Source organism: Cupriavidus mimosae, from assembly GCF_023952485.1.
Lineage (GTDB): Bacteria > Pseudomonadota > Gammaproteobacteria > Burkholderiales > Burkholderiaceae > Cupriavidus > Cupriavidus taiwanensis_C.
Map to the genome: position 1 here is coordinate 281,977 of NZ_JALHRY010000005.1, position 25,889 is coordinate 307,865.

Here is a 25,889-nt window from a genome sequence, read left to right on the forward strand (position 1 = left end):
TGCCGGCGGTGGCGAGCGGGCGGCCCGAGAGCCGTCATGATAGCGCAGCGCCACCCGCGCCGATCCCATGTGCGCCGGCGCGCATTCGTTGCCGGTGGGGTGCCGATCGGGTGCATAACCCGCCCGCGCCGGACTGGTACACTACCGCTCTTTCCTTCGCGGGCGGGCCGGTGGCCTGCCACGCCGGCTTCCCGGCGTTCGCGTTCCGATTCCGATCGATTACAAGGAGCCATCCGGCGTCTGGCGCACCGCGCGCGCAGCGATGGCCCAAGCAGCAATTCATGTCTTTTTCTGAACTCGGCTTGTCCGAAAAGATTGTGCGTGCCGTAGCCGAACAGGGCTACACCACCCCGACTCCCATCCAGGCCCAGGCAATTCCCGCCATCCTCAAGGGCGGCGACTTGCTCGCCGGCGCCCAGACCGGCACCGGCAAGACCGCCGGCTTTACCCTGCCGATGCTGCAGCTGCTGTCCGAAACCGCGGCCCGCCATGCCGGCGGCGCCCCGCGCGGCGGCCGCGTGGCGGTGCGCGCGCTGGTGCTGACGCCCACGCGCGAGCTGGCGGCGCAGGTCGAGGAGAGCGTGCGCAATTACGGCAAGTACCTGCGCCTGCGCTCGATGGTGATGTTCGGCGGGGTTGGCATCAACCCGCAGATCGAGCAGCTCAAGCGCGGCGTGGAGATCGTGGTGGCTACGCCCGGCCGCCTGCTGGACCATGTGTCCCAGCGCACCATCGACCTGTCGCAGGTGGAACTGCTGGTGCTCGATGAAGCCGACCGCATGCTCGACATGGGCTTCATCCACGATATCCGCAAGATCCTCAACGTGCTGCCGGTCAAGCGGCAGAACCTGCTGTTTTCGGCGACGTTCTCGGACGATATCCGAGCGCTGGCCGACCGCCTGCTGAACAATCCCGCCTCGATCGAAGTCGCGCGGCGCAATACCACCGCCGAAACCGTGGACCAGCGCGTCTACCCGGTCGACCGCGAACGCAAGCGCGAACTGCTGGCCCACCTGGTGCGCCAGCATGACTGGCACCAGGTGCTGGTGTTCACGCGCACCAAGCATGGCGCCAACCGGCTGGCCGAGCAGCTGACCAAGGACGGCCTGTCGGCGCTGGCAATCCACGGCAACAAGAGCCAGTCGGCGCGCACGCGCGCGCTGTCCGAGTTCAAGGCCGGCACCCTGCGGCTGCTGGTGGCGACCGATATCGCCGCGCGCGGCATCGACATCGACCAGCTGCCGCACGTGGTCAACTTCGACCTGCCCAACGTGCCCGAGGACTACGTCCACCGCATCGGCCGCACCGGCCGCGCCGGCGCCGAGGGCGAGGCGATCTCGCTGGTGTGCGTGGACGAGCTGGGGCTGCTGCGCGATATCGAACGCCTGATCAAGCGCAAGCTCGAACAGACCGTGCTGACCGGCTTCGAGGTCGACCCCAGTATCGCGCCCGAGCCGATCCAGAAGGGCCGCCAGCAGCGTGGCGGTGGCGGCCAGGGCCAGGGCCGCGGACGGGCCGAGGCGCGTCCGGCCGGCGACGGCGAAGGCGCGCAGCGCCAGCGTCCCGCCCGCCAGGCGCAGGGCGCGCCGCGCCAGGGCCAAAGCCAGGGCCAGCGCGGCAACGGCGCCGCCAACGGCAACCGTGCGGTCCAGCCCGCCGGCGCGCGCACCCCCGCGCCGCGCCGCGACGGCCAGGACCAGGCACGCCCGCAACGCGCCGCGGCCCAGCCCGCGCGCCAGCCCAATGACGCCGCCCAGGCACCGGCGCGCAACCGCCGTCCGGCGCCGCAGGCGGCGCTGCTGGGCGGCAACCGCAAGCCGGCGCGCTAACGCGGAACCGGCGGCACCATGCACGCGTCCGACGCCCCCGCCGACTCTGGTGTGCCCTCCGGTGTCCCATACGCCGGCCTGACGCCGGAGCTGATGCTGGACGCGCTCGAGGGCGCCGGCCTGCGACCCGACGGGCGCCTGCTGGCGCTCAACAGCTACGAGAACCGCGTCTGGCAGGTGGGCATCGAGGACGCCGCGCCGGTCATCGCCAAGTTCTATCGCCCGGGCCGCTGGACCGATGCGGCCATCCTGGAAGAACACGCGTTCGTGCAGCAACTGGCCGACGCCGAGATTCCCGCCGTGCCCGCCATGGCGCTGGCGCCGGGCGAGGCCGGCACGCTGCTGCATCATGCGGGCTTCCGCTTCGCCGTCTTCCCCCGCTGCGGCGGGCGCGAGCCGGCGCTGGACCGTGCCGATACGCTGACCTGGCTCGGCCGGTTCATCGGCCGCATCCATGCGCTGGGCGCGGCCCAGCCCTACCAGGCGCGTCCCGCGCTGGATCCCGACACCTTCGGCATTGCCCCGCGCGACTGGCTGCTCGCCAGCGGCTGTATTCCGGCCGATCTGCTGCCGGCCTGGAAGTCGGTGGCGCAGTTGGCGCTGGACGGCGTGCAGCGCTGCTATGAGCGCGCCGGCGACGTGCAGCTGCTGCGCGTCCACGGCGACTGCCATCGCGGCAATGTGCTGTGGATCGACGAAGAAGACGCGCGCGGCGGCGCCCATGGCGAGCCGGGCCCGCACTTCGTTGACTTCGACGACAGCCGCATGGCCCCCGCGATCCAGGACATCTGGATGCTGCTCGAGGGCGACCGCGCGGCGATGCAAGGCCAGCTTGCCGATATCGTCGCCGGCTACGAGGATTTTGCCGAATTCCAGGCGCGCGAACTGTGGCTGGTGGAAGCGCTGCGCACGCTGCGGCTGCTGCACTACAGCGCCTGGCTGGCCAGCCGCTGGGCCGACCCGGCCTTTCCGGCCGCCTTCCCGTGGTTCGGCACCGCGCGCTACTGGCAGGACCGGATCCTGGAATTGCGCGAACAGGTCGCGCTGATGGACGAAGCGCCCCTGTGGGGCGCCTGAAGCCTGCCGCAAGGCGGCGCCGCTGCGGCACCGCCCGTCAGGGAGCTCATCCCTTCTTTTCCGGGGTCTTGACCAGCACCACCGGGCACTCGGCCTGGGCCAGTACCCGGCCCGCCACCGAACCGATCACGGCATCGAAGAACGAGCCCCGCCCATGCGTGCCCATCACGATGGCCGCGGCGTCGACCGAATTCGCGTAGGCGACGATGCGCTCGGGCGCGAAGCCGTGCAACGGGTGCCGCTCGAACGGCACATTGGCCGCGCCGAGAATGTCGCAGACCGCCGCCATCGCCTTGTCGCTGGCTTCCTTGTGCCAGTCGTCGATGGTTTCCTTGCTGACGAAGGCGCGCACCTGGCCGCTGACTTCCGGCGCGACATGGACGACATGCACGGTGAAGCCGTTTTGCAGCAGCCTGCCTTCGGCGATAAAGCGCGCTGCGGCGTCGCTGAAGGCCGAGCCGTCGGTGGCGAGGACGATATTGGTCATGGCGGAATCTCCTGGATGGGGGCTGTCGGCAAGCGCCGCGGCCATGTGGCCGCAACGCCATCTGGAACCATCATGCCCCCTAGTGTCCCGCCAGGATGCGATTCAGATCAAGTCGGATCGGAATTGTCCGATTTGCTGGTGCGATAACCGGTTAGCCGGTTCGTTGATGTATTCCGTCATTCCGGCTGAAGCATTTGGCCATTGCCCCGTCAACACGGCGGCGCGTAGCATGCTCCCGAGCCCCGCGGCAGGCATGGCCCCCGTGCGGCCAAGGGCAGACGATCCAACCACCAATGCAAGCCGCCTCCCGCCACAAGGCGCGCAGGCGGCGAACCGGAGACAACCATCATGAGTGAGCGCGGCAACCTGCAGCCCCTGCGCGGTATCAAGGTCGTGGAATTCGAAGGCATCGGCCCCGGCCCGCTGTGCGGCGCCATGCTGGCCGGCCTGGGCGCCGAGGTCACGCTGGTGACCCGCCCGGTGGCGCCCGATGCGCGGCGCATCCTGCGCGGCCAGTCGGTGCCTGCCGAGATGGAGCTGGAGCACGGCAAGCGCGTGGTGCAGCTGAACCTGAAGGCGCCCGAAGACGTGGCCGCCGCGCTCGACCTGGTGGCCGGCGCCGACGCGCTGATCGAGGGTCTGCGTCCCGGCGCGATGGAACGCCTGGGGCTGGGCCCCAAGGCCTGCCATGCCCGCAATCCGCGCCTGGTCTACGGCCGCATGACTGGCTGGGGCCAGACCGGCCCGCTGTCGCAAAGCGCTGGCCATGACCTCAACTACATCGCGCTCACCGGCCTGCTGTCGATGGCCGCGCGCGAAGGCAGCCTGCCGATGGTGCCGCCGACCGTGATGGGCGATGCCACCGGCGCGCTCGGGCTGGCGTTCGGCATCACCAGCGCCATCCTCAGCGCGCGCGCCAGCGGCGAGGGCTGCGTGGTCGATGCCGCCATTACTGACATCGTTGCCATGCTCGGCTCGCTGGTGCAGGTGTCGCGCGCGGCCGGCACGCTGGGCGGCCCGCAACCGAGTCCGTTCCACGACTCGCCGTTCTATGATGTGTTTCCGTGCGCGGACGGGCGCGCCATCACCCTCGGCGCGCTCGAGCCGCAGTTCTACCGTGAACTGCTCGAGCGCCTGGAACTGACCGATATCGACCCGGCCGCGCAGTACGACCGCGCCCAGTGGCCGGCGGTGAAGGCCCGCATCGCCGCGGCGATTGCCGCCAGGCCGAGCACGCATTGGGAGTCCGTGCTGGGCGGCACCGACGTGTGCTTCGCGCGCGTGCTGACGCTGGACGAGGCCGCGCGCCATCCGCACAACCAGGCGCGGGGCACGTATCGTCTCCATCAGCAGGGCGAGCGCGAGGTGCCGCGCTCCGCGCCGGCGCCGCGCTTTCTGCCGGCCGGGACGGAATGACTGGGACGGAATGACCGGCGCTGCAGCCACTTGACGCCAGCCGCGTCATCGAAGGAAAAGCCTGACTCTTGTGCAGAATCTGCTGCGTTCGCGCAGTGAGAATTCGGCGCATCAAGGCCCCTCAGGGCCCTTAACCTTGGCATAGCCAGTCCCTGGCCAATTCCCCGCCAGTTGTTAAGGAGCCCTGAATTGCCTCCAACGCTGATCGTCGACGAACCCTCGAGGTTCCGCACCTTGTTATGCGCCGAACTCGCCGCCGAGTTCGACGCCGACGAGGTCCTGGAAACGGATGGAGTCAGGGAGGGATACCGCCTCGCCCGCGAGCACCGGCCCGGCCTGGTGCTGGTCGACGTCGAACGCTTCGGCAATCCCGGCATTGACTTCGTCCGCAGGGTGGTAGCCACGCTGCCCGGCGTGCCGCTGCTGGTCCTGTCCGGCACCGACACCGCCCAGGCGCCGGTGCGGGCGCTGCGCGCCGGCGCGCACGGCTTCGTGGTCAAGCAGCGCGGCGTCGAAGAAGTGATGCAGGCCGTGCGCGGCGTGCTGAGCGGCTATCTGGTGTTTCCACTGCAGACGCTGGAGACGGTGCGCCAGCTCGGCGAGCAGCAGCAGGCCGGCCTGCCGCGGCTGAGCAACCGCGAGATCACCATCCTGCAATACCTGGCGCGGGGACATTCCAACAAGTCGATCGCCGCGCAGCTGCTGATCAGCAGCAAGACCGTCAGCACGCACAAGGCCAATATCATGGCCAAGCTGCATGTGGGCTCGCTGGTCGAGATGGTGGACTACGCGCGCCGGCATCAGCTGGTGTGGTGAACGTCACCTGGCGGGTTTGCCGTGGCGTGCGCCCTCTGCCGCGCCCATCGGCCATCGCGGGTAGACTGTGGGCATCTGTGACGAATCCGAGCTATCCGCCCGATGCCCCAGACCCTGAATGCTGCCGTGCGCCGCCTCGGCGCCGTCGCCATTGCCTGCGCCACGTGGCTGGCCGTTCCGGCTTTCGCCAACGAGCCGATGTGGTTCGTGCAGGGCCGCCCAGTGCCGGAGGCGCGCCAGGCGGTGGACGCGCTGGCCGCCGTGGCCGCCGATGGCCTCGATCCCCGCGACTACGATGCCGAAGCCCTGCGCCAGGCCGTGACCCAGGCCACCCACGGCCCGGCGCTGCCCCCCGATGCCGCGGCCCGGCTCGACGCGGCGCTGAGCGCCGCCATGGAGCGGATGCTGTCCGACCTGCACGGCGGCCGCATCAATCCGCGCGCGGTCCATGCCAATTTCGCGCCGCCGGCCGAACGGGCTTTCGATGCCGCCACCTGGCTGCGCGATGCGGTCGCCCAGCACCGCCTGCCCGATGCCATCCGCCAGGCGGCGCCGACGTTCCCGCTGTACGGCACGCTGCGCCAGGCCCTGGCCCGCTACCGCGACATCGCGCGGCAGCCGGTGTGGCAACAGCCGCTGCCGCCGCTGCCGGCCAGCAAGCTGACGCCGGGCCAGCCGTGGGGCGGCGTCGCCGCACTGGCCGCGCGCCTGGTGGCGCTGGGCGACTTGCCGGCCAACACGCAACCGCCGGCACGCTACGAGGGCGCGCTGGTCGATGGCGTCAAGGCCTTCCAGTCCCGCCACGGGCTGCAGCCCGACGGCGTGATCGGCGCGGCCACGCTGGCGCAGCTGAACCTGCCCATCGCCGAGCGCGTGCGGCAGATCGAACTGACCATGGAGCGTCTGCGCTGGACCCCGCTGGACGGTCCGCGCATGATCGTGGTCAACGTGCCGGAGTTCATGCTGCGTGCCTATGAAATCCGCGACGGCAAGCTCGACATCAAGCTGGAGATGAAGGTGATCGTCGGCAAGGCGCTCGATACGCGCACGCCGCTGTTCGAGGAGGACATGCGCTATATCGAATTCAGCCCGTACTGGAATATCCCGCCGTCGATCGCACGCCGCGAGACGGTGCCGCGGCTGCGCCGCGATCCGGGGTATTTCAACCGGCAGGGGCTGGAGTTCGTCGGCGGTGACGGCAAGGCCGTGACCACCTTGTCCGAGGAGAACCTGGAGGCGGTGCTGAATGGCAGCCTGCGCATCCGCCAGCGGCCTGGCCCGCTCAATGCGCTGGGCGACATCAAGTTCGTGTTTCCCAACAACGAGAACATCTACCTGCACCACACGCCGTCGCCGCAGCTGTTCAAGCGCGACCGGCGCGACTTCAGCCACGGCTGCATCCGCGTGGAAGCCCCAGTAGCGCTGGCGCAGTTCGTGTTGCACGATATGCCGGACTGGAACGAGACCCGGATCCGCGAGGCGATGGAACGTCGCAAGTCCAATACGGTGCGCCTGCAGCAGCCGTTGCCGGTGGTGCTGGCTTACGGCACGGTCATCGCCCGCGCCGATGGTCGTGTATCCTTCCTGCCTGACATCTACGGTCACGACAAACTGCTGGACAAGGCGCTGCGTCAACGCAACGGCCGCCCCCAGTCGCGCGCTGTTGCAAGCGCCTCCGGCGTCATCCATTAGGCGCCGCACCCCGCACATTCAGAGGAAGTACCATGACTGACGCGACGCGCAACGCACGCCGCCGCTTTCTTCATACCACCGGAACCCTGGCGCTCGCCGCAGGCCTGATGCCGCTGGCGCCAAGCCGCGCGCTGGCCAGCCTGCCCGCCAGCCAGGCGCTGGCCGGCCTGCCGGACGCCCGCACGCTGGCTTTCGATCATACCCACACCGGCGAGCGCGTATCGCTGGTCTATGCCGTGGGCGACCGTTTCGTGCCCGACGCGCTGACCACGCTCAACGGCTTCCTGCGCGATCATTATTCCGGCAAGGTCGGCACCATCGATCCGCAGCTGTTCGACCTGCTGTTCCAGGTGCGTCGCGAACTCGGCACCGACAAGCCGTTCCAGGTCATCTCCGGCTACCGCAGCCCGGCCACCAATTCGCGCCTGCGCAATTCGCGCGGGGGCGGGGTGGCAAAGCACAGCCTGCATATGGACGGCAAGGCCATCGACATCCGGCTGGCCGGCGTGTCGCTGGCCGATGTGCGCGATGCCGCCAAGTCATTGCAGGGCGGCGGCGTCGGCTACTACGAGACCGACCAGTTCGTGCATATCGACACCGGGCGCGTGCGCTACTGGTAAGCGTTGCCTGCGGGGCCGTCCGGCATGGACGGCCTTGTGTCGTTGCGCGGAACGTTTGTCCGCAAGCACCAAAGCAAAAAGCCGCGTTCTCTTGCGAGAACGCGGCTTTTCAAATAGATGGTGGCGAATCAGGGACTCGAACCCCGGACCTGCGGATTATGATTCCGTCGCTCTAACCGACTGAGCTAATTCGCCAACGAAGACTGAGATTATACCTGGGCTTTCGCGACTGTCAACACCTTCCGGCGAAGATTTTGCACGAGGCTTCCGTGCATAAAAAAACGGCAGGCCCGCGGGCCTGCCGTTCTGCTTAATGCCGCACGACCGCTCAGTCGTTGGCGTAGATGTTCACGTCCTTGGTCTCGCGGATAAACAGCGCGCCGACCACGAAGGTGAGTGCGGCGATGATGATCGGGTACCAGAGGCCGTAGTAGATGTTGCCGTTCTGGGCCACCAGCGCGAACGAGATGGTGGGCAGCAGGCCGCCGAACCAGCCGTTGCCGATATGGTAGGGCAGCGACATCGAGGTGTAGCGGATGCGGGTCGGGAACAGTTCCACCAGCATGGCGGCGATCGGGCCGTACACCATGGTGACGTAAATCACCAGGATGACCAGGATCACCAGCACCATGATCGTGTTCATCTGCGCCGGATCGGCCTTGGTCGGGTAACCGGCCGCGGCCATCGAGCTGCCCACCTCTTTCTTGAACGCCGCGATCTGCTGCTTGCTGGCGTCGTCGAAGCTGTGGCCATTCACCAGCTTGGCATCGAAGGCCTTGATCTCCTTGTCGCCGATCTTGACGGTGGCCACGGTGCCGGCCGGTGCCTCGACCACTTCATAGCTGGCCGAAGCTTGCGCCAGGGTGCGCTTGGCGATGTCGCACGAGCTGCGGAAGTCGATCTCGCGGGCGATCGGGCTGCCCTGGAACGAGCACTGCTTCGGATCCGCGGTCACCACGATCTGGGCGCTGTGCTGGGCGCGCTCCAGCGCCGGGTTGGCGTAGTGGGTCAGGGCCTTGAACAGCGGGAAGTAGGTCAGCACGGCCAGCGCGCAGCCCGCCATGATGATCCACTTGCGGCCGATCTTGTCCGACAGCGCGCCGAAGAAGATGAAGAACGGCGTGCCGATCACCAGGGCGCCGGCGATCAGCAGGTTGGCCGTCTTGGCATCGACCTTGAGCACCTGGGTCAGGAAGAACAGCGCGTAGAACTGGCCGGTGTACCAGACCACGGCCTGGCCGGCGGTCAGCCCCAGCAGCGCCAGGATCACGATCTTCAGGTTGCGCCACTGGCCGAACGATTCGGTCAGCGGTGCCTTGGAGGTCTTGCCCTCGGCCTTCATGCGCTGGAACGCCGGCGATTCGTTCATCGACAGCCGGATATAGACGGACACGCCCAGCAGCAGGATCGACACCAGGAACGGGATGCGCCAGCCCCAGGTCTCGAAGTTGGGACCGGTCGCCTCGCGGCACAGCAGGATCACGATCAGCGACAGGAACAGGCCGAGCGTGGCGGTGGTCTGGATCCACGACGTGTACGCACCGCGCTTGCCGTGCGGGGCGTGTTCGGCCACGTAGGTGGCGGCGCCGCCGTACTCGCCGCCGAGCGCCAGGCCCTGCAGCATGCGCAGCGCGATCAGGATGATCGGGGCGGCCCAGCCGATGGTGGCGTAGCCTGGCAGCAGGCCGACGATGAAGGTCGATACGCCCATGATCAGGATCGTCACCAGGAAGGTGTACTTGCGCCCGATCATGTCGCCCAGGCGGCCGAACACCAGCGCGCCGAACGGCCGCACGATAAAGCCGGCGGCAAACGCGAGCAGCGCGAAGATGAAGGCCGAGGTCGGGTCCAGCCCGGCAAAGAACTGCTTGGCGATGATCGCCGCCAGCGAGCCATACAAATAAAAGTCGTACCACTCGAACACCGTGCCCAGCGACGAGGCAAAGATCACCTTGCGCTCTTCGGCAGTCATCGGTGCGTTCTGCGCGCCCCCTCCGGGCACCGCAACGTTTTGCACGTTTGCCATTTGTCTCCTCCGTCTGGAATGGATCTGGGGCGGGCGTGGTGCGCGGAAAGCGCCGCGCGGCTGGCCGCTATGCCCAGAGTTGCAGAGGATTGTGGGTGGCGAAACTTACTGCGTTCTGACAGATTCCGGCGTGCCGGCGGCAAAAAACGTCGGGGTATACGCTAGGCGCGCACAGGGCTATGGATGTTGCGCTGCGGGCCCTCGGCGCATGCGCTCCGCGCTGCTGTGCGACTTGCGGGCGTGCGGCTATGCAGCATCCGCGCCAGGACCGCGCGAGGCGCCTTGCGATGGCATTGCCGCCGGCGGCGCCTTGGCGCTGCTGGCTTCGGCCTCGGCGTCGTCATGGTTCATGCGCCAGGCATAGAGCGCGGCCATCAGCACATAGACCACCAGCGCGCCTTGCGCGCCGACCCAGAACGAGAACGGCCAGCCAAAGAAGTTGAAGCGCAGGTCGCGTGCAAACCACGCCACCACGAAGGTGACCGTGAACCAGACCGCGAGCAGGCCGCAGATCCAGCGCAGGTTGCGATGCCAGGCGAGGCGATGGCGTGCCTCGGCGCTGCCGGATGCAGGGGTGTCGTTCATGCGGGCGGAAAGTTTTCGGGACGGCGCAGCGTCACGCGGAAATGCGCGCCGGCCAGCCGTGGCGATTGCTGGTAGACGTGGTCCGAGATCTGGACGTCGCCGCCGTGCTGCTGCACGATCTCGCGCACGATCGCCAGGCCAAGGCCGCTGCCTTCGGTGTTGGTGCCGAGCACCCGGTAGAAGCGCTCCATCACGCGCTCGCGCTCCGACGGTGCAATGCCCGGGCCGGTGTCTTCCACGTCGAGGTAGGCGAACGGTTCGAAGGCGTCGGCGCTGACCCGCACCGTGGCGTGGCCGCCGCGCGGCGTGTAGCGGATGGCGTTGTCGAGCAGGTTGTTCAGCATCTCGGTCAGCATCAGGCGGTTGCCCTGGACCATCACCGGATGGTCGTCGGCATCGAGGCCCAGGTCGATGTCGCGCGCCCATGCCTGCGGCAGCCAGTCCTTGACCACCTCGCGCGCCAGCGCAGCCAGGTTCAGCGCGGCCATGCCGCCGGTGCCGGCCAGGTTTTCCATGCGCGCCAGCGACAGCAACTGCGTGACCAGGTGCGCGGTGCGTTCCGAGCTGCCCGCGATCTGCGCCAGCGAGCGCCGCAGTTCTTCCGGCGACTGCTCGCGCTGCGCCAGCTCGGCCTGCATGCGCAGGCCCGCCAGCGGCGTCTTCATCTGGTGCGCGGCATCGGCGATAAAGCGCTTCTGGGTCTGCACCGACTGGTCCAGCCGCGCCAGCAGGTCGTTGAACGAGCCCACCAGCGGCGTGATCTCCTGCGGCGCGGCGCGTTCGTCGATGGGGCTGGTATCGCCGGGGTTGCGCGCGCGGATGCGCTGCTGGATCGCGGTCAGCGGCGCCAGCCCGCGCGACAGCCCGAACCACACCAGCACCACCGCCAGCGGCAGGATCACGAACTGCGGCAGGATCACGCCCTTGATGATCTCGTTGGCAAGCCGCGCGCGCTTGTCCAGGGTTTCGGCCACCTGTACCAGCACCGGCTGGGTGCCGCTGACCTGCTTCAGCTCGATATAGGTGTAGGCCACGCGCACGTCGTTGCCGGCGACGCGGTCATCGCGCAGCGACACCAGCCCGGCGTGGCCCTGGTCGTCCTCGGAAGGCAAGGGCAGGTCCTGGTCGCCGGCGATATATTCGCCGCGCTTGCCGACCACCTGGTAGTAGATGTTGTCGGTCTCGTCGGCGCGCAGGATCTCGCGCGCCGACAGCGGCAGCTGCAGTGTGACGCGGCCATTGACCTCGCGCACTTGCTGCGACAGCACGATGGCGCTGGCTTCGAGCGCGCGGTCGAAGGGACCGTTGGCGATCGACTTGGCCACCAGGTAGGTCACCGCGATGCTCATCGGCCAGAGCAGCAGCAGCGGCGCCAGCATCCAGTCCAGGATCTCGCCGAACAGCGAGCGCGGCGCGGGATGGGCGGTGCTTTCCTCCAGGTGCGGCAGCGCGTCGGCCAGGTCCTGGTCGGTGGCGTCCGTGGAAGGAGGTGGGGGCGCGGCGCGCGGCCCGCGCCGCCAGGGCAGTCGCAGCAGGCTCATGTGGGCGAGATTGCGCTCAGGTCGGTCACGCGGCCTGCGGTGATGGGATCAGTGCGGCGCGGCCACCGCCGGCTGGAATTTTTCCAGGCAGTAGCCCAGCCCGCGCACGGTGGCGATGCGGATGCCGCCCACCTCGATCTTCTTGCGCAGGCGGTGCACATAGACCTCGATGGCGTTGTTGCTGACTTCCTCGCCCCATTCGCACAGGTGGTCCACCAGCTGTTCCTTTGACACCAGGCGGCCGCTGCGCGTCAGCAGGATCTCCAGCAGGCCGATCTCGCGCGCGGACAGGTCCAGCATCTGGTCATTGAGATACGCGATGCGCCCGACCTGGTCGTATGCCAGCGGCCCGTGCCGCATCAGCGTGGCGCCGCCGCCGGCGCCGCGCCGCACCAGCGCGCGCACGCGCGCTTCCAGCTCGGACAGGGCGAAGGGCTTGGCCATGTAGTCGTCGGCGCCGAGGTCCAGGCCCTTGACGCGCTCGTCGACGCTGTCGGCCGCGGTCAGGATCAGCACCGGCAGCATCGCGCCGCGCGCGCGCAGGCGCTTGAGCACCTCCAGCCCGCTCATGCGCGGCAGGCCCAGGTCGAGGATCAGCAGGTCGAAGGTCTGGGTCGACAGCGCCGAATCGGCTTCGAGGCCATTGGCGACATGGTCGACGGCGTAGCCCGAGTGGCGTAGCGAGCGGGTCAGGCCGTCGGCCAGCACGTCGTCATCTTCGGCGATCAGAATGCGCATGGTTGTCTCCACCCTGGCCGGCAGAGCCGGCACCGGTGCGCAACGGGCACGGGGGCGCGAAGGGGCTTGCCAAGCATACTGTTTTTTTATACAGTACCCGCACGTTCCGCTGGGGCCGCCCGGGGAGACCCCCTGGAGTGCGGCCGCGCAGACAGCCGGGCCGGCGCTGATGCCGGCAAATGCCGGTGCCGCGCCACATGCGGCCTATTTATACACCATTTGATTCAAGGACGACCATGGACGACAAGAAGGCAGGTGCCGGCGTGAGCGCCGAGAAGCAGAAGGCGCTTGCCGCCGCGCTCTCCCAGATCGAGAAGCAGTTCGGCAAGGGCTCGATCATGCGCCTGGGCGACGGCGAGGTCGAAAAGGACATCCAGGTGGTTTCCACCGGTTCGCTCGGCCTGGACATCGCACTTGGCGTCGGTGGCCTGCCGCGCGGCCGCGTGGTCGAGATCTACGGGCCTGAATCGTCGGGCAAGACCACGCTGACGCTGCAGGTGGTGGCCGAAATGCAGAAGCTGGGCGGCACCTGCGCCTTTATCGACGCCGAGCACGCGCTGGACGTCAACTACGCCTCCAAGCTCGGCGTCAATGTCGGCGACCTGCTGATCTCGCAGCCCGACACCGGCGAGCAGGCCCTGGAAATCACCGACGCGCTGGTGCGCTCGGGCTCGATCGACCTGATCATCATCGACTCGGTCGCGGCGCTGGTGCCCAAGGCCGAAATCGAAGGCGAAATGGGCGATTCGCTGCCCGGCCTGCAGGCCCGCCTGATGAGCCAGGCGCTGCGCAAGCTGACCGGCACCATCAAGCGCACCAACTGCCTGGTGATCTTCATCAACCAGATCCGCATGAAGATCGGCGTGATGTTCGGCTCGCCCGAAACCACCACCGGCGGCAATGCGCTGAAGTTCTACGCCTCGGTGCGCCTGGACATCCGCCGCATCGGCTCGATCAAGAAGGGCGACGACGTGATCGGCAACGAGACCAAGGTCAAGGTGGTCAAGAACAAGGTATCGCCGCCGTTCCGCGAGGCCTTCTTCGATATCCTCTACGGCCAGGGCATCTCGCGCCAGGGCGAGATCATCGACCTGGGCGTGGATGCCAAGATCGTCGAGAAGTCCGGCGCCTGGTACAGCTACAACGGCGAAAAGATCGGCCAGGGCAAGGACAACGCCCGCGAATACCTGCGCGAGAACCCTGACATTGCCGCCGAAATCGAAAACAAGGTGCGCGCGGCACTGGGCGTGGTGGCCATGAACCCCACCGCTGCGGCCACCGCGGCAACGGTCGAAGACTGACCGCGCCGGCGGCCGCTGCGCCATCTTGAAGGCCGGGGCATCGCCGATGCCCCGGCCTTTTTGCTTGGCCGCGGCGCCATCCTTCCAACCGCTGATCCCGGTCACCCATGGCAACCCGTTCCCCGCTGTCGCTGAAGGCCCGCGCCGTCGGCTACCTGTCGCGCCGCGAGCACAGCCGCGCCGAGCTGGCGCGCAAGCTGGCGCCCCATGCCGAGTCGCCCGAGCAGTTGGAACAGCTGCTGGACGCGCTGGAGCGCGAGAACTGGTTGTCGAACCAGCGCTTTGCCGACAGCCTGGTGCATCGCCGCGGTGCCCGCTACGGTACCGCGCGCGTGATGCAGGAGGCCAAGACCCACAAGCTCGACAGCGAGCAGCTGGGCGAATTGCAGGAGCGCCTGCGCGCCACCGAAGCCGAGCGCGCGCGCGAGGTCTGGCGCAAGCGCTTCGGCACGCCGCCCGACACGCCCGAGGCGCGGGCCAAGCAGATCCGCTTCATGGTGGCACGCGGCTTTTCGCGCGCGGTGGTCGGCAAGATCATCCAGGGCGCGGACGAGGACTACGGCGACGCGGACTGAGCCGCCTGGCGAGGCAGCCTCGGGAAGTACCTGCGCTGCCGTCATGTGTATTTCGCTGCGTTGCGTCATCGCGCCATGCCGGCCGCCGTTTCTTGTCGAGGCGGGGAGCCGGTGCCTGCTGGTGCATTGCGGCAAGGCCGCCCGGCCTGCCGCGGCGCCATGGTCGGCCGACAATCCGGGCCCGACAGTCGCCGCACGAGGATGTTCCCGGCCAACGCGGCATGGCATGTTAAACTCCCCGGGTTATTCGCGGCACCACGGTGCCCCAGCCCCCCGGATTCTCCGTAGCTTCCGTATCTTCCGTATCCCCAGCCTGGCCATGCCTCTGTCCCAGCCCGTCAACCGCTCCCTGCGTCACCGCCGTGCCATTGCGGCCGAGGCGTACCAGAGGGAGGACGGCCTGTGGGACATCGAGGTGCGCCTGACCGACACCAAGCCCCGCGACATCGAACTGGCCGGCGACCGCATCCGCCCGCAAGGCCAGCCGCTGCACGACCTGTGGCTGCGCATCACCATCGACGAGGAAATGACGGTGCTGGATGCCGAGGCCTGCTCGGACTGGGTGCCGTACCCGTCCCATTGCGACACGATCGGCCAGGCTTACCGCAAACTGATCGGGCTGAACCTTCGCAAGGGCTTTCGCAAGGCGGTGCGCGAGCGCCTGGGCGGCATGCACGGCTGCTCGCACCTGACCGAAGCCGCCGGGGTGCTGCCCAGCACCGCGATCCAGGCCTTTGCCGGCGAGGTCATCAGTATCCGCGACAACGGCGAGGACGATCCGAATCCGGAACCGCCCTATCAGTTGAACGGCTGCCACGCCCTGCGTTTTGACGGCGAGGTGGTTCGTCAGTTTTACCCGCGCTGGTATGGTCACCAGCCGACGCCCAAGGCAAGGGCCGAGGCCGCGCCTGCCGTCGCATCCGCGCCTCAGGCGCAGCAGCCCGCGGCCAATGGCGACCGCGGTGGTCACGCAATCGACGGCAACGACGCTGTCCCGGCCGACCGGCCGACCGGCACCTCCGGCTGATTCTCAGGATCGGCCAGCCCGACGAGAGAGTTCGTCTTCTTTCAGATTCTTCCCTTCTACCTTTTACGCCTACCCGAAAGGAAACACGCATGAATATCCATGAGTATCAAGGCAAGGAAATCCTGCGCAAATACAATGTGCCGGTTCCGCGCGGCATCCCCGCGTTCTCGGTTGACGAGGCCCTGAAGGCCGCAGAACAACTCGGCGGCCCGGTGTGGGTTGTCAAGGCGCAGATCCACGCGGGTGGCCGCGGCAAGGGCGGCGGCGTCAAGGTTGCCAAGAGCATGGACGAGGTCAAGACCTACGCGTCCAACATCCTGGGCATGCAGCTGGTCACGCACCAGACCGGTCCGGAAGGCAAGAAGGTCAACCGCCTGCTGATCGAAGAAGGCGCCGACATCAAGAAGGAACTGTACGTTTCGCTGGTGGTGGATCGCGTGTCGCAGAAGATCGCCCTGATGGCATCGAGCGAAGGCGGCATGGACATCGAGGAAGTCGCTGCCCACACCCCGGAAAAGATCCACACCCTGATCGTCGAGCCGTCGACCGGCCTGACCGACGCCGACGCCGATGACATCGCCCGCAAGATCGGCGTGCCCGACGCGAGCGTGGCGCAAGCCCGCCAGGCCCTGCAAGGCCTGTACAAGGCGTTCTATGACACCGACGCTTCGCTGGCCGAAATCAATCCGCTGATCCTGACGGGCGACGGCAAGGTGATCGCGCTGGACGCCAAGTTCAACTTCGACTCGAACGCGCTGTTCCGTCATCCGGAAATCGTCGCCTACCGCGACCTGGATGAAGAAGACGCCAACGAAATCGAAGCCTCGAAGTTCGACCTGGCCTATATCTCGCTGGACGGCAACATCGGCTGCCTGGTGAACGGCGCCGGCCTGGCCATGGCGACCATGGACACCATCAAGCTGTTCGGCGGCGAGCCGGCCAACTTCCTCGACGTGGGCGGCGGTGCCACCACCGAGAAGGTGACCGAAGCCTTCAAGCTGATGCTGAGCAACAAGAACGTCCAGGCCATCCTGGTCAACATCTTCGGCGGCATCATGCGTTGCGACGTGATCGCCGAAGGCGTGATCTCGGCCTCGAAGGCCGTGTCGCTGAACGTGCCGCTGGTCGTGCGCATGAAGGGCACCAACGAAGAGCTGGGCCGCAAGATGCTGGCTGACTCGGGCCTGCCGATCATCTCGGCCGACACGATGGAAGAAGCCGCCCAGAAGGTCGTGGCTGCCGCCGCCGGCAAGTAAGCCGAGGCGCCGTTACCCAATACAAGCGAACTTCGGCAGCGCGCGTGGCCTTTGCCCGCGCTGCCCGAGTCAAGCAAAGGACGAAAGCATGTCGATTCTGATCAACAAAGACACCAAGGTCATCACCCAGGGCATCACCGGCAAGACCGGCCAGTTCCACACCCGTGGCTGCCGTGACTACGCCAACGGCAAGAACGCGTTCGTCGCCGGCGTGAACCCGAAGAAGGCCGGCGAAGACTTCGAAGGCATTCCCATCTACGCCAGCGTCAAGGACGCCAAGGCCCAGACCGGCGCCACCGTGTCGGTCATCTACGTGCCGCCCGCAGGCGCCGCAGCCGCGATCTGGGAAGCCGTTGACGCCGACCTGGACCTGGTGGTCTGCATTACCGAAGGCATCCCCGTGCGCGACATGATGGAAGTCAAGGACCGCATGCGCCGCGAGAACAAGAAGACCCTGCTGCTGGGACCGAACTGCCCGGGCCTGATCACGCCGGACGAGATCAAGATCGGCATCATGCCGGGTCACATCCACAAGAAGGGCCGCATCGGCGTGGTGTCGCGCTCGGGCACCCTGACGTACGAAGCCGTGGGCCAGCTGACCGCGCTGGGCCTGGGCCAGTCGTCGGCTGTCGGCATCGGTGGCGACCCCATCAACGGCCTGAAGCACATCGACGTGATGAAGATGTTCAACGACGATCCGGAAACGGACGCCGTGGTCATGATCGGTGAGATCGGCGGTCCGGACGAAGCCAATGCGGCCAACTGGATCAAGGACAACATGAAGAAGCCGGTGGTCGGCTTCATCGCTGGCGTGACCGCGCCTCCGGGCAAGCGCATGGGCCACGCCGGCGCGCTGATCTCGGGCGGTGCCGACACCGCCCAGGCCAAGCTGGAAATCATGGAAGCCTGCGGTATCAAGGTGACCAAGAACCCGTCGGAAATGGGCCGCCTGCTGAAGGCAATGCTGTAAGCCCTGGCCGACTTTCCCGCGACAGCGGGATCGACCGTTCCCTCAATGCCCCCGCTTCGGCGGGGGCATTGTCTTTTGCGGGGAGTGATCCAGGCGCCATGATGACCCCGAACATTACGAGATTGAAATCTAATCGAAAGGTTCATCGGTTAAACAGTCATGTCTGCGCCTTCAGACATCCGAAATCCCGTCACATGACGGGGCGCGCCATCACATAAAACTCGAGGAGCCTCCCCGTGGAACTGCTGTCTTCCACCACTTTCTGGATTGCGTTGGGATCGATCATCCTGACCAATATCGTCCTGTCCGGCGACAACGCGGTGGTGATCGCGCTCGCCTCGCGCAACCTGCCGCCGGCCCAGCAGAAGAGGGCCATTTTCTGGGGCAGCGCCGCCGCCATCATCATGCGCGTGGTGCTGACCGTGGCCGCGGTCAAGCTGCTGAGCCTGCCCTACCTGAAGATCATCGGCGCCGTGCTGCTGGTCTACATCGGCGTGCAACTGCTGACCGGCGAGGACGACGAAGACGGCCATGACGCCAAGGACAATATCTGGGCCGCGATCCGCACCATCCTGATCGCCGACCTGGTGATGTCGCTGGACAACGTGGTCGCCGTGGCCGCCGCCGCGCAGAAGGGCCCGGAAGGCAGCCAGCTGCTGCTGCTGATCGTCGGCCTGGGTCTGTCGATCCCGCTGATCGTGTTCGGCAGCACCATCCTGCTCAAGGTGATGGAGCGCTTCCCCGTCATCATCGTGCTGGGCGCCGCGCTGCTCGGCTATCTCGCCGGCGAGATGCTGGTCAGCGACCCGGTCGACGCCGCCTGGTTCGAAGTCCACGTGCCGCACGCCCACCTGGTCTTCGGCGCCGCCGGCGCGATCCTGGTGGTGATCATCGGCAAGCTGCTGAGCCGCCGGTCGGCACAGACGGCCTGACGGCAATCAGCGCATGCGCGAAAGGGCGGCCAGCTGGCCGCCCTTTTTCATTGGGGGCTGCGCCAGGTGTGTCGGTGCCCATGCCCACTAACTCATGTGAGTGATCGCACTTTTTGTCGCGCTTGCCTGTGTTAGCGGTCCCGGGTGACAATTTTTGGCGCAACCGGCAAGCACCACCCCCACGGGTGACGAAATTTGTCGCTTTTCACCCCCTACGGATGGGGGATGCCGCTGGCACACTTGCTGCTCAATCGTCCCCGCGTCACGAAACCGAAGACGTGCAACGCTTAACCAAAATCTCTTCGAGGGGTCAAATCATGCAACGGGTACAACAACTGAAGAAGCTGGGCCGCCGCGTCCAGAAGGGCTTTACGCTGATCGAACTGATGATCGTGGTAGCGATCATTGGTATTTTGGCGGCGATTGCGATTCCCGCTTACCAAGACTACGTGATTCGCGCTCGCGTTACCGAAGGTCTGACGCTGGCTGATTCAGCAAAGACTTCTGTTACCGAGAATGCCGCGAACGGTGTCGCACTTGCAAACGGTTGGGCTGCTCCTGCGGCCACGCAAAACGTTACGGGCATTGCAATTGCGGCGAACGGTCAAGTCACCATTACTTATGCCGCCCGTGCGGGCAACGGTACGCTCGTACTGGTGCCGTCTTCCGGCGGCGCAGCGCTTGTAGCAGGTACTCCGCCGGCTGGCGGCTCTGTGGATTGGGAGTGCTTTTCGGCGGCAAAGGCGGCCTCTACTCTGCCCGCTCCTGGCCCGGCACCGGCAGCAGCTGCGACTCTCCCGGGGAACGTCTCACCGGTTAGCTGCCGTACCTAATCGTTCTGCGAACGTATGAGAAAGCGCCTTCGGGCGCTTTTTCTTTGCCTAGCGCCCGAGCTATCATGCGCCTTTTCCCAACCCAGGCGCCGCATGCCGCCTTCCCGGCCAAACCTCCCGTCGGCAGTTCTCGTCGCAGCAATCATCATCCCGCTGCTGGTCTCCCGGCACACGCTGCCGCTAGCGACGTTCTACGGCGAATGGGCCGCCGCGCTGTGCAGCATTGCCGCGGTCGCCGCAGTTGCTTTTCAAGCGGTCCGAAGACCGGTGACGTCGACTGACGCCCCCTCCGCATCGCTACCGCTAATCTCGCTGCTATTTATCTGGCTTGTCGTCGTCAGCCTGATCTTCGCGATCCAGGGCCACGCCGACGTTTCCGGCAGCCGCTTGATGACTGTTCTCACGTTGCTGGTCGGCACCGCCGTGGCATCTGCCGCATGGTGGTACCGCAGCACGCAGGCTGGCAGCGAATCGGATACTGGTGACGCCCTTGCCGTTGCGCTCCTGATCGCGGGCCTGCTGGGTACCGTGTCGCAATGGGTCCAGCTCTTCCACCTAGAACCCCGCTCCTTCGGCCTCGTCTCCACCTATTTCTACGACACCAACCGCCGCCTCTGGGGCAACCTGAACCAGCCCAACCACCAGGCCACCGTACACGGCCTGGCACTGGTCGCGTCAGTGTGGCTGGCCTCGCGTGGCCGCTTGCGTTTCCCGATGTGGCTGGCCGCGGTGGCCCTGCTGGAAAGCGGCATCGTGCTGTCCGGTTCGCGTACCGGCGTGCTGCATGTGGGCCTTGCCGCGTGCTACGCGTTGATTGCGGCATGGCTGGCGCGGGGCGAGCGACGCGGAGCGGATCCGATGCAGCGCCCGGTTGGGCTCGTGGTCGCTGCCGTTGCGATGGTGGCGATGCTGTTGATACTGCAACCCACGATCAAGGCGGCCGGGCAGGCCTTTGACTGGCGCTTGTTCGACACCGTCGCCCAACTCGAAGCCGAAGACCAGATTTCCGCGCGCGGCGCGCTGTGGGCGCACGCCATGGCGATGTTCCGCGCCCATCCGTGGTTTGGCGTCGGCTGGGGCGAGTTCGGCTGGGCGCAGTTCCAGCAGCTGGAACAGGTGGGCGTGAAGGTCGAGATGTCCCTGCACGCGCACAACGCGGTTCTCGATCTGCTGGCGAAGACTGGGATCGTTGGCACCGCGGGCGTCGGCGTGATCCTGCTGGCGTGGCTGTGGCGGGTGGTGCGGGCGCGCTTGTGGCATGGCGATGCCGAGGAGCGCAGGCAGACGGTGCTGGTGCTGACCTGGCTGGCGATGCTGTGCGCGCATTCGATGCTGGAATACCCGCTGCATTACCTGTATTTCTTCCTGCCGTTCTGCTTCATGCTGGGGTGGCTGGAGCCATCGGGCTTTGGGCGCTGGCGGGTGCCGTTGCCGGTGGCGCGGGGGCTGGCGCTGGCGTTTGTCGCGGTGGCCGCGGTGGTGCTGGGCACCATGTGGCAGGACTATCGCCGCGCGGAAGCGCGCGAGTATGCCAGCAGCGAAGGCCGCCAGGCGCTGCCGATGCCGCGCTTCTGGTTCCGCCAGCATGCGCAGGCCGATGCGGCGGGGCAGGCCGCGATCACGCCGGAGAATGCCGCGTCACTGTTGCCTGCGCATGTCGCGGCGGTGCACCTGCTGCCGACTCCCACCATGATCGCGCGCACGGCATGGCTGCTGGCGCTGACGGGCGATGCCGCGCAAGGTCGCCAGTGGATGGAGCGCCTGCGCTGGTACTACCTTGGCGACGAGGCCGCGCAGTACGCGACGATCGCGCAGGCGTGCCGCGGCGTCAAGGCGGAAGCGCGCCCGCAGGCGTTCTGCGGCTGGGTGCTCGACCGCTCGCGGCGACTTGCCGAACTGGGCCGGGACTGACCTAGTAGTACGGGTACGGGCTGTAGTAGACCGGCGGCGGAGGCGGCGGATAGTAGTACCGCGGCGCCGGCGCCGGGACGGCGGCCACTTGCCCCGGCACGGGCACGCGATTGCCGCTGGCGTACATGCACTGCACGTAGGCGGCGTCGTATTGCTGCTGCGTGCCATAGCCGGCGTATTGCGCATTGCCGGCACCGACCGCCGCACCCGTGAGCAGGCCGACGCCCGCGCCCACCGCCGCACCCGATCCCCCGTTGAAGGCCGCCCCCGCGGCAGCGCCCAGCGCGGTGCCGACCACCGCGCTGCCAAGCGCGGCATTGTTGGCCGCCTGGGCCGAAGACACGCCGCCGACGCGCCCGAAGGCGAACTGCCGGCAGTTGTAGTCGTCGGCGCGGAACTGGTCGAAGTTCTTGCCGGTGCCGGGCAGCGCCATCACGCTGGGACCGGAGGGCAGCACGGCGCAGGCGCCGAGGGCGAGGGTGGCCACGGCCAGCGTGGCGCGGGTCAGGGCATGCATGGTGTCACCCCGTGTCAGGAATTGGCGGGCGGCTGTGCCGGCACGCGTTGCCAGCCGCCCGGGCAGGATGCGACGTAAGGGTAGTAGCCTTCGGGCTGGCTGCAGTGGTACCACCAGCCCTGCTGCGGCATGACGCCGTCCGGGCCGGGGGCGGGCACCGGGCCGTTCGGGCCTTGCTCGATGTATTCCGGCGGCGCCGCGGGCACCGCGACCGCGGCCGGCGGATAGTAGTACGGCGCGGGGTAGCCGTAGGGATAGCCGCCGTAGAACGCGCCGGGCCCGAGATAGATGCCTACGCCTACGCTGGTGCGCGTCTTCACCATGCCGTCGCGCAGATCGCCGCCACGCCAGGCGGCATCGTGGAGATCGGCCCGCCCGGCTAGGGCGGCGCCGCTGGCGGCCGTGGCCGCGAATGCCAGGGCGATCTGGCAGAGCATGCGCCCGTTCATGGTGTCCACCTCATCCCCGCGCGCGTCGCGGACAGGGTCAGCCGGCCGCAATCCTTGGCGGCCCGCAATCATATTGAATACCAAATTGTCGCGCGCGGATGGTGGGGACGGCGTGTGTGGAAATGCGGCGTTACCTTTATTACCAGGGAAGGAATATGGCGTAAGACGAGGCAACGTCCGCCCTGGCCCGGCGTACTGCGCACGTCACGTACGCTGTGTCGCGAGGAAAGCGATTAACCCGCCGCAGCCCAATCCCCCGACTTGCCGCCATGCTTTTCCAGCAGCTTCACGTTGCCGATCACCATGCCCCGGTCCACCGCCTTGCACATGTCGTAGATCGTCAGCAGCGCGACCTGCACGCCGGTCAGTGCCTCCATCTCCACGCCGGTCTGCCCGCGGGTCTCGGTGCGCACGGTGCAGGCGACGGTAGCCGTGGCCTCGTCCAGCACGAACTCGACCGCCACCTTGGTCAGGCCGATCGGGTGGCACAGCGGGATCAGGTCGGCGGTGCGCTTGGTGGCCATGATCGCCGCCACGCGGGCGATGCCGATCACATCCCCTTTCTTGGCGCTGCCGTCGCGCACCAGGGCGAAGGTGGCGGGCTGCATGGTGATGGTGCCGGTGGCCACCGCGACGCGATGGGTGCTGGCCTTGTCGCCGACGTCGACCATGTGGGCTTGTCCGGCGGTGTCGAAATGGGTGAGCTGGGTCATGAGCGGGAGCTTCGGGCGAACTGCATGCATGGGGCCGCCGGTGCTGCCAGTGTCGCCCCGAAAGGTCCGACCGACGCGTCCGATGGGAACGGCCACGGGAGGCCGCTATCATAGCAACATGCCAAAACACCCATCGCTTCGCAGGTCTGCCGCATATGGCCGTGGCGCCGTGGCGGATGCCGTTCCTGCCGGTTCCGCGTCACATCGCGAAGCCGGCAGCCACCGCCGCGCCGGCGGCGCCTGGGCGCCATGGCGGCGGCCGCTGGCGGCGCTGCTGGCACTGACATTCGCGGCACCGGCCTGGCCACAGGGTACGCCGCGCCCGGCAGCGGCGCCAGCGGCGCCGGTGGCTGCGCCCCGAGCGCCGGCGCCGGCCACCTCGGCCGAGGCGGCCGACCAGGTCTACGACAACCTGAATCGCAGCGTCAAGGCGGGCCAGAAATCCGAGTTCGGCCTGCGCACCAACAATGCGGTGGTGGAGGCGGGCGGCGTGCAACTGCCGGACCTCGGCGACCCGTCCACCGCGTCGCTGTCACCCGACATGGAGAAACGCCTGGGCGACCGCATCATGCGCGATATCCGGCGCGATCCGCTGTACGTGCCCGATCCGCTGCTGTCCGACTACCTGAACGCGCTCGGCTACCGGCTGGTGCAGGCGGCGCGGCGCCAGAACATCTCCGGCTCGACCGGCGCCGGCACCTTCGCCACCGGCTTCGACCTGTTCGCGGTGCGCGATCGCAGCATCAACGCCTTTGCGCTGCCGGGTGGATATATCGGCGTGCACACCGGGCTGCTGGTGCAGTCCGATACCGAATCCGAACTTGCCTCGGTGCTGGGCCACGAAATCGGCCACGTGATGCAGCGGCATATCGCGCGCGGCATCACCCAGCAGGACCAGTCGATGTGGATCGCGTTGGCGTCGATGGTGCTGGCCGGGCTGGCCGCGACGCGCAGCCCGGATGCGGCGGCGGCGCTGGCCATGGGCGGGCAGGGCGCCGCCATTGCCAACCAGCTGTCGTTCTCGCGCGGCGCGGAGCGCGAGGCCGACCGGGTCGGCTTCCAGATCCTGACCGCGGCGGGCTTCGATCCGCAAGGCATGCCCGATTTCTTCATGCGGCTGCAACGCGCCGCGGGCACCGCCGAAAATTCGGTGCCGTCCTATGTACGCACCCACCCGCTCACCTCCGAGCGCATCGCCGACATGCAGGACCGCGTCAGCCATGCCAGCCAGCGCAAGGTGCCCAACACGCCCGAGTACGAGTTCGCGCGCATGCGCGCCCGCGTGATCCAGGAAGCGTCGCCGAGCGACCTGCAGAACCTGCGCGCGGCGCTGCGCACGCAACTGGCGGGTGCGTCCGCACTGCGCGCGCCGGCGGTGCACTACGCGCTGGCGTTCGTCGAGCAGCGCCTGCGCCGCTATCCGGCGGCCGAACAGGAACTGGCCGAAGCCCGCCGCCTGTACGGCAATATCCCCGGCGCCAGCTCCGGCAGCCCGATGCTCGACGTGATGGCGGTGGAACTGGCGCGGGCGCAGGGCCGCGTGCCCGAGGCGCTGTCGCAGGCCAGCGCTTCGATGAAGGCCTTCCCGCTGTCGCACGCGGTGGCGGTGGCCTACGCCGAGACCCTGGTCGGCTCCGGCCGCCATGACGAGGCGGTGCGTTTCCTGCGCGAGCGCACGCGCCAGGAGACCGGCCGCAGCGAATGGTGGGAGATGCTGGCGCGCGCGTACGCCGGCCAGGGCAAGCGGCTGCAGCAACATCAGGCACTGGCCGAGAAATACGCGATGGATGGCGCCTACCAGGCCGCCATCGAACAGCTGCAGATCGCGCGCAAGGCCGGCGACGGCGATTTCTATGCGCTGTCGGAGGTCGATGCGCGCCTGCACCAGCTCGAGCGCCAGTACCGCGAGGACAAGCAGGACAACAAGGGCATGCCGAACTGAGGTTCGCGCGCTCAGCCCGCCGGCGCCGCCGGCTGGCGCACGAACCCGAAGCGCTTCGGCACCTCGCTCTCCGCGATCGGCTCGATTGCCAGGTCGCGGCCATCGTGGCGGAACACGCCCAGGTCGGCGCCGCAGGCTTCGCCATGCCAGGTGCTGGCGCCGCTGAACTGCTCCAGGTCGTGGTCGTGCAGCAGCGCCGCCTGCAAGGCCGGCGCGGTGCCAGGCGCCATGCCGGCGACGGTGCCTGCCAGGACCACGTTGCCGTGCTCGTCGGCAAAGCAGGCCTGCAGCGTGAAGGCCTGCCCCGTGGTGGTCTGCAGCGCGCCCTGGTGCAGCCGCACGATCCACGGCGCATAGCCCAGCGTCACGAACACCCGCTGCGGCCCGTTCTGGAAGTACCAGCAGCCGCGTTCGTCGCACTGGTAGTTGCGCTCGATAAAGCCGATCAGCGCTTCATGGCGGATCGGGTCGCCCGAAAGCCCGTGCTGCTGCGCGTACTCATTGCGCAGGCGCCACTGCCCGCGGCGGTCCAGCGTGAGCCAGCCATAGGCATTGGGCACGTTGGGCCAGCGTGCCATGGCCTGCCTGACGATGTCGTCCATCTCGGTCTCCCCGGCGGGCTGTCGGGACCGGCGC

Annotated in this window: 24 protein-coding genes and 1 tRNA gene; 15 read left to right on the forward strand and 10 right to left on the reverse strand. The window is 67.7% G+C overall.

Going from position 1 to position 25,889, the window contains the following annotated elements:
• Nucleotides 1-281: 281 nt before the first annotated feature.
• Nucleotides 282-1,829 carry a DEAD/DEAH box helicase gene (locus MKD50_RS11975; protein ID WP_252667203.1) on the forward strand — a complete coding sequence of 516 codons (1,548 nt, stop codon included), beginning with the start codon at nt 282-284 and terminating at the stop codon, nt 1,827-1,829.
• Nucleotides 1,830-1,847: 18 nt separating this feature from the next.
• The gene (locus MKD50_RS11980; RefSeq protein WP_252667204.1) at nt 1,848-2,906 is read left to right on the forward strand and encodes a serine/threonine protein kinase; all 1,059 of its coding nucleotides are present in this window, start codon (nt 1,848-1,850) and stop codon (nt 2,904-2,906) included.
• 46 nt (nt 2,907-2,952) lie between these two features.
• On the opposite strand, the gene MKD50_RS11985 is transcribed toward MKD50_RS11980, so the two are convergent.
• Nucleotides 2,953-3,393: a universal stress protein gene (locus tag MKD50_RS11985; protein ID WP_115705981.1), complete on the reverse strand. Its 441-nt coding sequence runs from the start codon at nt 3,391-3,393 to the stop codon at nt 2,953-2,955.
• A gap of 348 nt (nt 3,394-3,741) precedes the next feature.
• Here MKD50_RS11985 and MKD50_RS11990 point away from each other — a divergent pair, with 348 nt between their 5' ends.
• From MKD50_RS11990 to mepK, 4 genes are all read left to right on the forward strand, one after another.
• Nucleotides 3,742-4,809 (forward strand): CaiB/BaiF CoA transferase family protein, encoded by a 1,068-nt coding sequence (locus tag MKD50_RS11990; RefSeq protein WP_115705983.1) that lies wholly within the window; start codon nt 3,742-3,744, stop codon nt 4,807-4,809.
• Between the two features lie 189 nt (nt 4,810-4,998).
• Nucleotides 4,999-5,625 carry a response regulator transcription factor gene (locus MKD50_RS11995; protein ID WP_115705985.1) on the forward strand — a complete coding sequence of 209 codons (627 nt, stop codon included), beginning with the start codon at nt 4,999-5,001 and terminating at the stop codon, nt 5,623-5,625.
• A 102-nt stretch (nt 5,626-5,727) separates the two neighbouring features.
• Nucleotides 5,728-7,317 (forward strand): L,D-transpeptidase family protein, encoded by a 1,590-nt coding sequence (locus MKD50_RS12000; protein WP_252667205.1) that lies wholly within the window; start codon nt 5,728-5,730, stop codon nt 7,315-7,317.
• Between the two features lie 32 nt (nt 7,318-7,349).
• The gene (gene mepK, locus MKD50_RS12005) at nt 7,350-7,937 is read left to right on the forward strand and encodes a peptidoglycan L,D-endopeptidase MepK (RefSeq protein ID WP_252667206.1); all 588 of its coding nucleotides are present in this window, start codon (nt 7,350-7,352) and stop codon (nt 7,935-7,937) included.
• 118 nt (nt 7,938-8,055) lie between these two features.
• On the opposite strand, the gene MKD50_RS12010 is transcribed toward mepK, so the two are convergent.
• The 5 genes from MKD50_RS12010 to MKD50_RS12030 form a co-directional block, all read right to left on the reverse strand.
• Nucleotides 8,056-8,132 (reverse strand) — tRNA-Met (locus MKD50_RS12010).
• Nucleotides 8,133-8,265: 133 nt separating this feature from the next.
• Nucleotides 8,266-9,963 carry an MFS transporter gene (locus tag MKD50_RS12015; RefSeq protein WP_115705991.1) on the reverse strand — a complete coding sequence of 566 codons (1,698 nt, stop codon included), beginning with the start codon at nt 9,961-9,963 and terminating at the stop codon, nt 8,266-8,268.
• Between the two features lie 246 nt (nt 9,964-10,209).
• Nucleotides 10,210-10,548: a DUF4212 domain-containing protein gene (locus MKD50_RS12020; protein ID WP_115705993.1), complete on the reverse strand. Its 339-nt coding sequence runs from the start codon at nt 10,546-10,548 to the stop codon at nt 10,210-10,212.
• Nucleotides 10,545-12,089 carry a sensor histidine kinase gene (locus MKD50_RS12025; RefSeq protein WP_252667207.1) on the reverse strand — a complete coding sequence of 515 codons (1,545 nt, stop codon included), beginning with the start codon at nt 12,087-12,089 and terminating at the stop codon, nt 10,545-10,547. Before MKD50_RS12025 ends, MKD50_RS12020 begins: the two co-directional genes overlap by 4 nt.
• A 48-nt stretch (nt 12,090-12,137) precedes the next feature.
• Nucleotides 12,138-12,827: a response regulator gene (locus tag MKD50_RS12030; protein ID WP_012351826.1), complete on the reverse strand. Its 690-nt coding sequence runs from the start codon at nt 12,825-12,827 to the stop codon at nt 12,138-12,140.
• A 236-nt stretch (nt 12,828-13,063) separates the two neighbouring features.
• On the opposite strand from MKD50_RS12030, the gene recA reads away from it, so the two are divergent.
• From recA to MKD50_RS12070, 8 genes are all read left to right on the forward strand, one after another.
• Entirely contained in the window at nt 13,064-14,128 is a 1,065-nt protein-coding gene (recA, locus tag MKD50_RS12035) for a recombinase RecA (protein ID WP_252667208.1), read from the forward strand.
• 107 nt (nt 14,129-14,235) lie between these two features.
• Nucleotides 14,236-14,703, forward strand: coding sequence for a recombination regulator RecX (gene recX, locus MKD50_RS12040; protein ID WP_252667209.1), 468 nt, complete (start codon nt 14,236-14,238; stop codon nt 14,701-14,703).
• Nucleotides 14,704-15,022: 319 nt separating this feature from the next.
• Nucleotides 15,023-15,730, forward strand: coding sequence for a DUF2889 domain-containing protein (locus tag MKD50_RS12045; protein WP_240073767.1), 708 nt, complete (start codon nt 15,023-15,025; stop codon nt 15,728-15,730).
• Between the two features lie 89 nt (nt 15,731-15,819).
• Entirely contained in the window at nt 15,820-16,986 is a 1,167-nt protein-coding gene (gene sucC, locus MKD50_RS12050) for an ADP-forming succinate--CoA ligase subunit beta (RefSeq protein WP_115706001.1), read from the forward strand.
• Nucleotides 16,987-17,074: 88 nt separating this feature from the next.
• Nucleotides 17,075-17,956 carry a succinate--CoA ligase subunit alpha gene (gene sucD / locus MKD50_RS12055; RefSeq protein ID WP_062796940.1) on the forward strand — a complete coding sequence of 294 codons (882 nt, stop codon included), beginning with the start codon at nt 17,075-17,077 and terminating at the stop codon, nt 17,954-17,956.
• A gap of 236 nt (nt 17,957-18,192) precedes the next feature.
• Nucleotides 18,193-18,888 carry a TerC family protein gene (locus MKD50_RS12060; RefSeq protein ID WP_252667210.1) on the forward strand — a complete coding sequence of 232 codons (696 nt, stop codon included), beginning with the start codon at nt 18,193-18,195 and terminating at the stop codon, nt 18,886-18,888.
• 317 nt (nt 18,889-19,205) lie between these two features.
• Nucleotides 19,206-19,721 (forward strand): pilin, encoded by a 516-nt coding sequence (locus MKD50_RS12065; protein WP_115679445.1) that lies wholly within the window; start codon nt 19,206-19,208, stop codon nt 19,719-19,721.
• Between the two features lie 93 nt (nt 19,722-19,814).
• Nucleotides 19,815-21,632, forward strand: coding sequence for a PglL family O-oligosaccharyltransferase (locus MKD50_RS12070; protein WP_252667211.1), 1,818 nt, complete (start codon nt 19,815-19,817; stop codon nt 21,630-21,632).
• A 1-nt stretch (nt 21,633) separates the two neighbouring features.
• Here the strand turns inward: MKD50_RS12070 and MKD50_RS12075 are convergent, their stop codons facing one another.
• The 3 genes from MKD50_RS12075 to moaC all read right to left on the reverse strand — a co-directional run bounded on the left by MKD50_RS12075 (nt 21,634) and on the right by moaC (nt 23,311).
• Nucleotides 21,634-22,149 (reverse strand): hypothetical protein, encoded by a 516-nt coding sequence (locus MKD50_RS12075; protein ID WP_115706007.1) that lies wholly within the window; start codon nt 22,147-22,149, stop codon nt 21,634-21,636.
• 14 nt (nt 22,150-22,163) lie between these two features.
• Nucleotides 22,164-22,598, reverse strand: coding sequence for a hypothetical protein (locus MKD50_RS12080; protein ID WP_252667212.1), 435 nt, complete (start codon nt 22,596-22,598; stop codon nt 22,164-22,166).
• Nucleotides 22,599-22,831: 233 nt separating this feature from the next.
• Entirely contained in the window at nt 22,832-23,311 is a 480-nt protein-coding gene (gene moaC, locus MKD50_RS12085) for a cyclic pyranopterin monophosphate synthase MoaC (protein ID WP_252667213.1), read from the reverse strand.
• Nucleotides 23,312-23,429: 118 nt separating this feature from the next.
• Between moaC and MKD50_RS12090 the strand changes: the two genes are divergently transcribed.
• The gene (locus MKD50_RS12090; RefSeq protein ID WP_252667214.1) at nt 23,430-25,253 is read left to right on the forward strand and encodes a beta-barrel assembly-enhancing protease; all 1,824 of its coding nucleotides are present in this window, start codon (nt 23,430-23,432) and stop codon (nt 25,251-25,253) included.
• 11 nt (nt 25,254-25,264) lie between these two features.
• Here MKD50_RS12090 and MKD50_RS12095 read toward each other — a convergent pair whose 3' ends face one another.
• Nucleotides 25,265-25,855 carry a DUF2946 family protein gene (locus MKD50_RS12095; protein ID WP_115706013.1) on the reverse strand — a complete coding sequence of 197 codons (591 nt, stop codon included), beginning with the start codon at nt 25,853-25,855 and terminating at the stop codon, nt 25,265-25,267.
• Between the last annotated feature and the right edge of the window lie 34 nt (nt 25,856-25,889).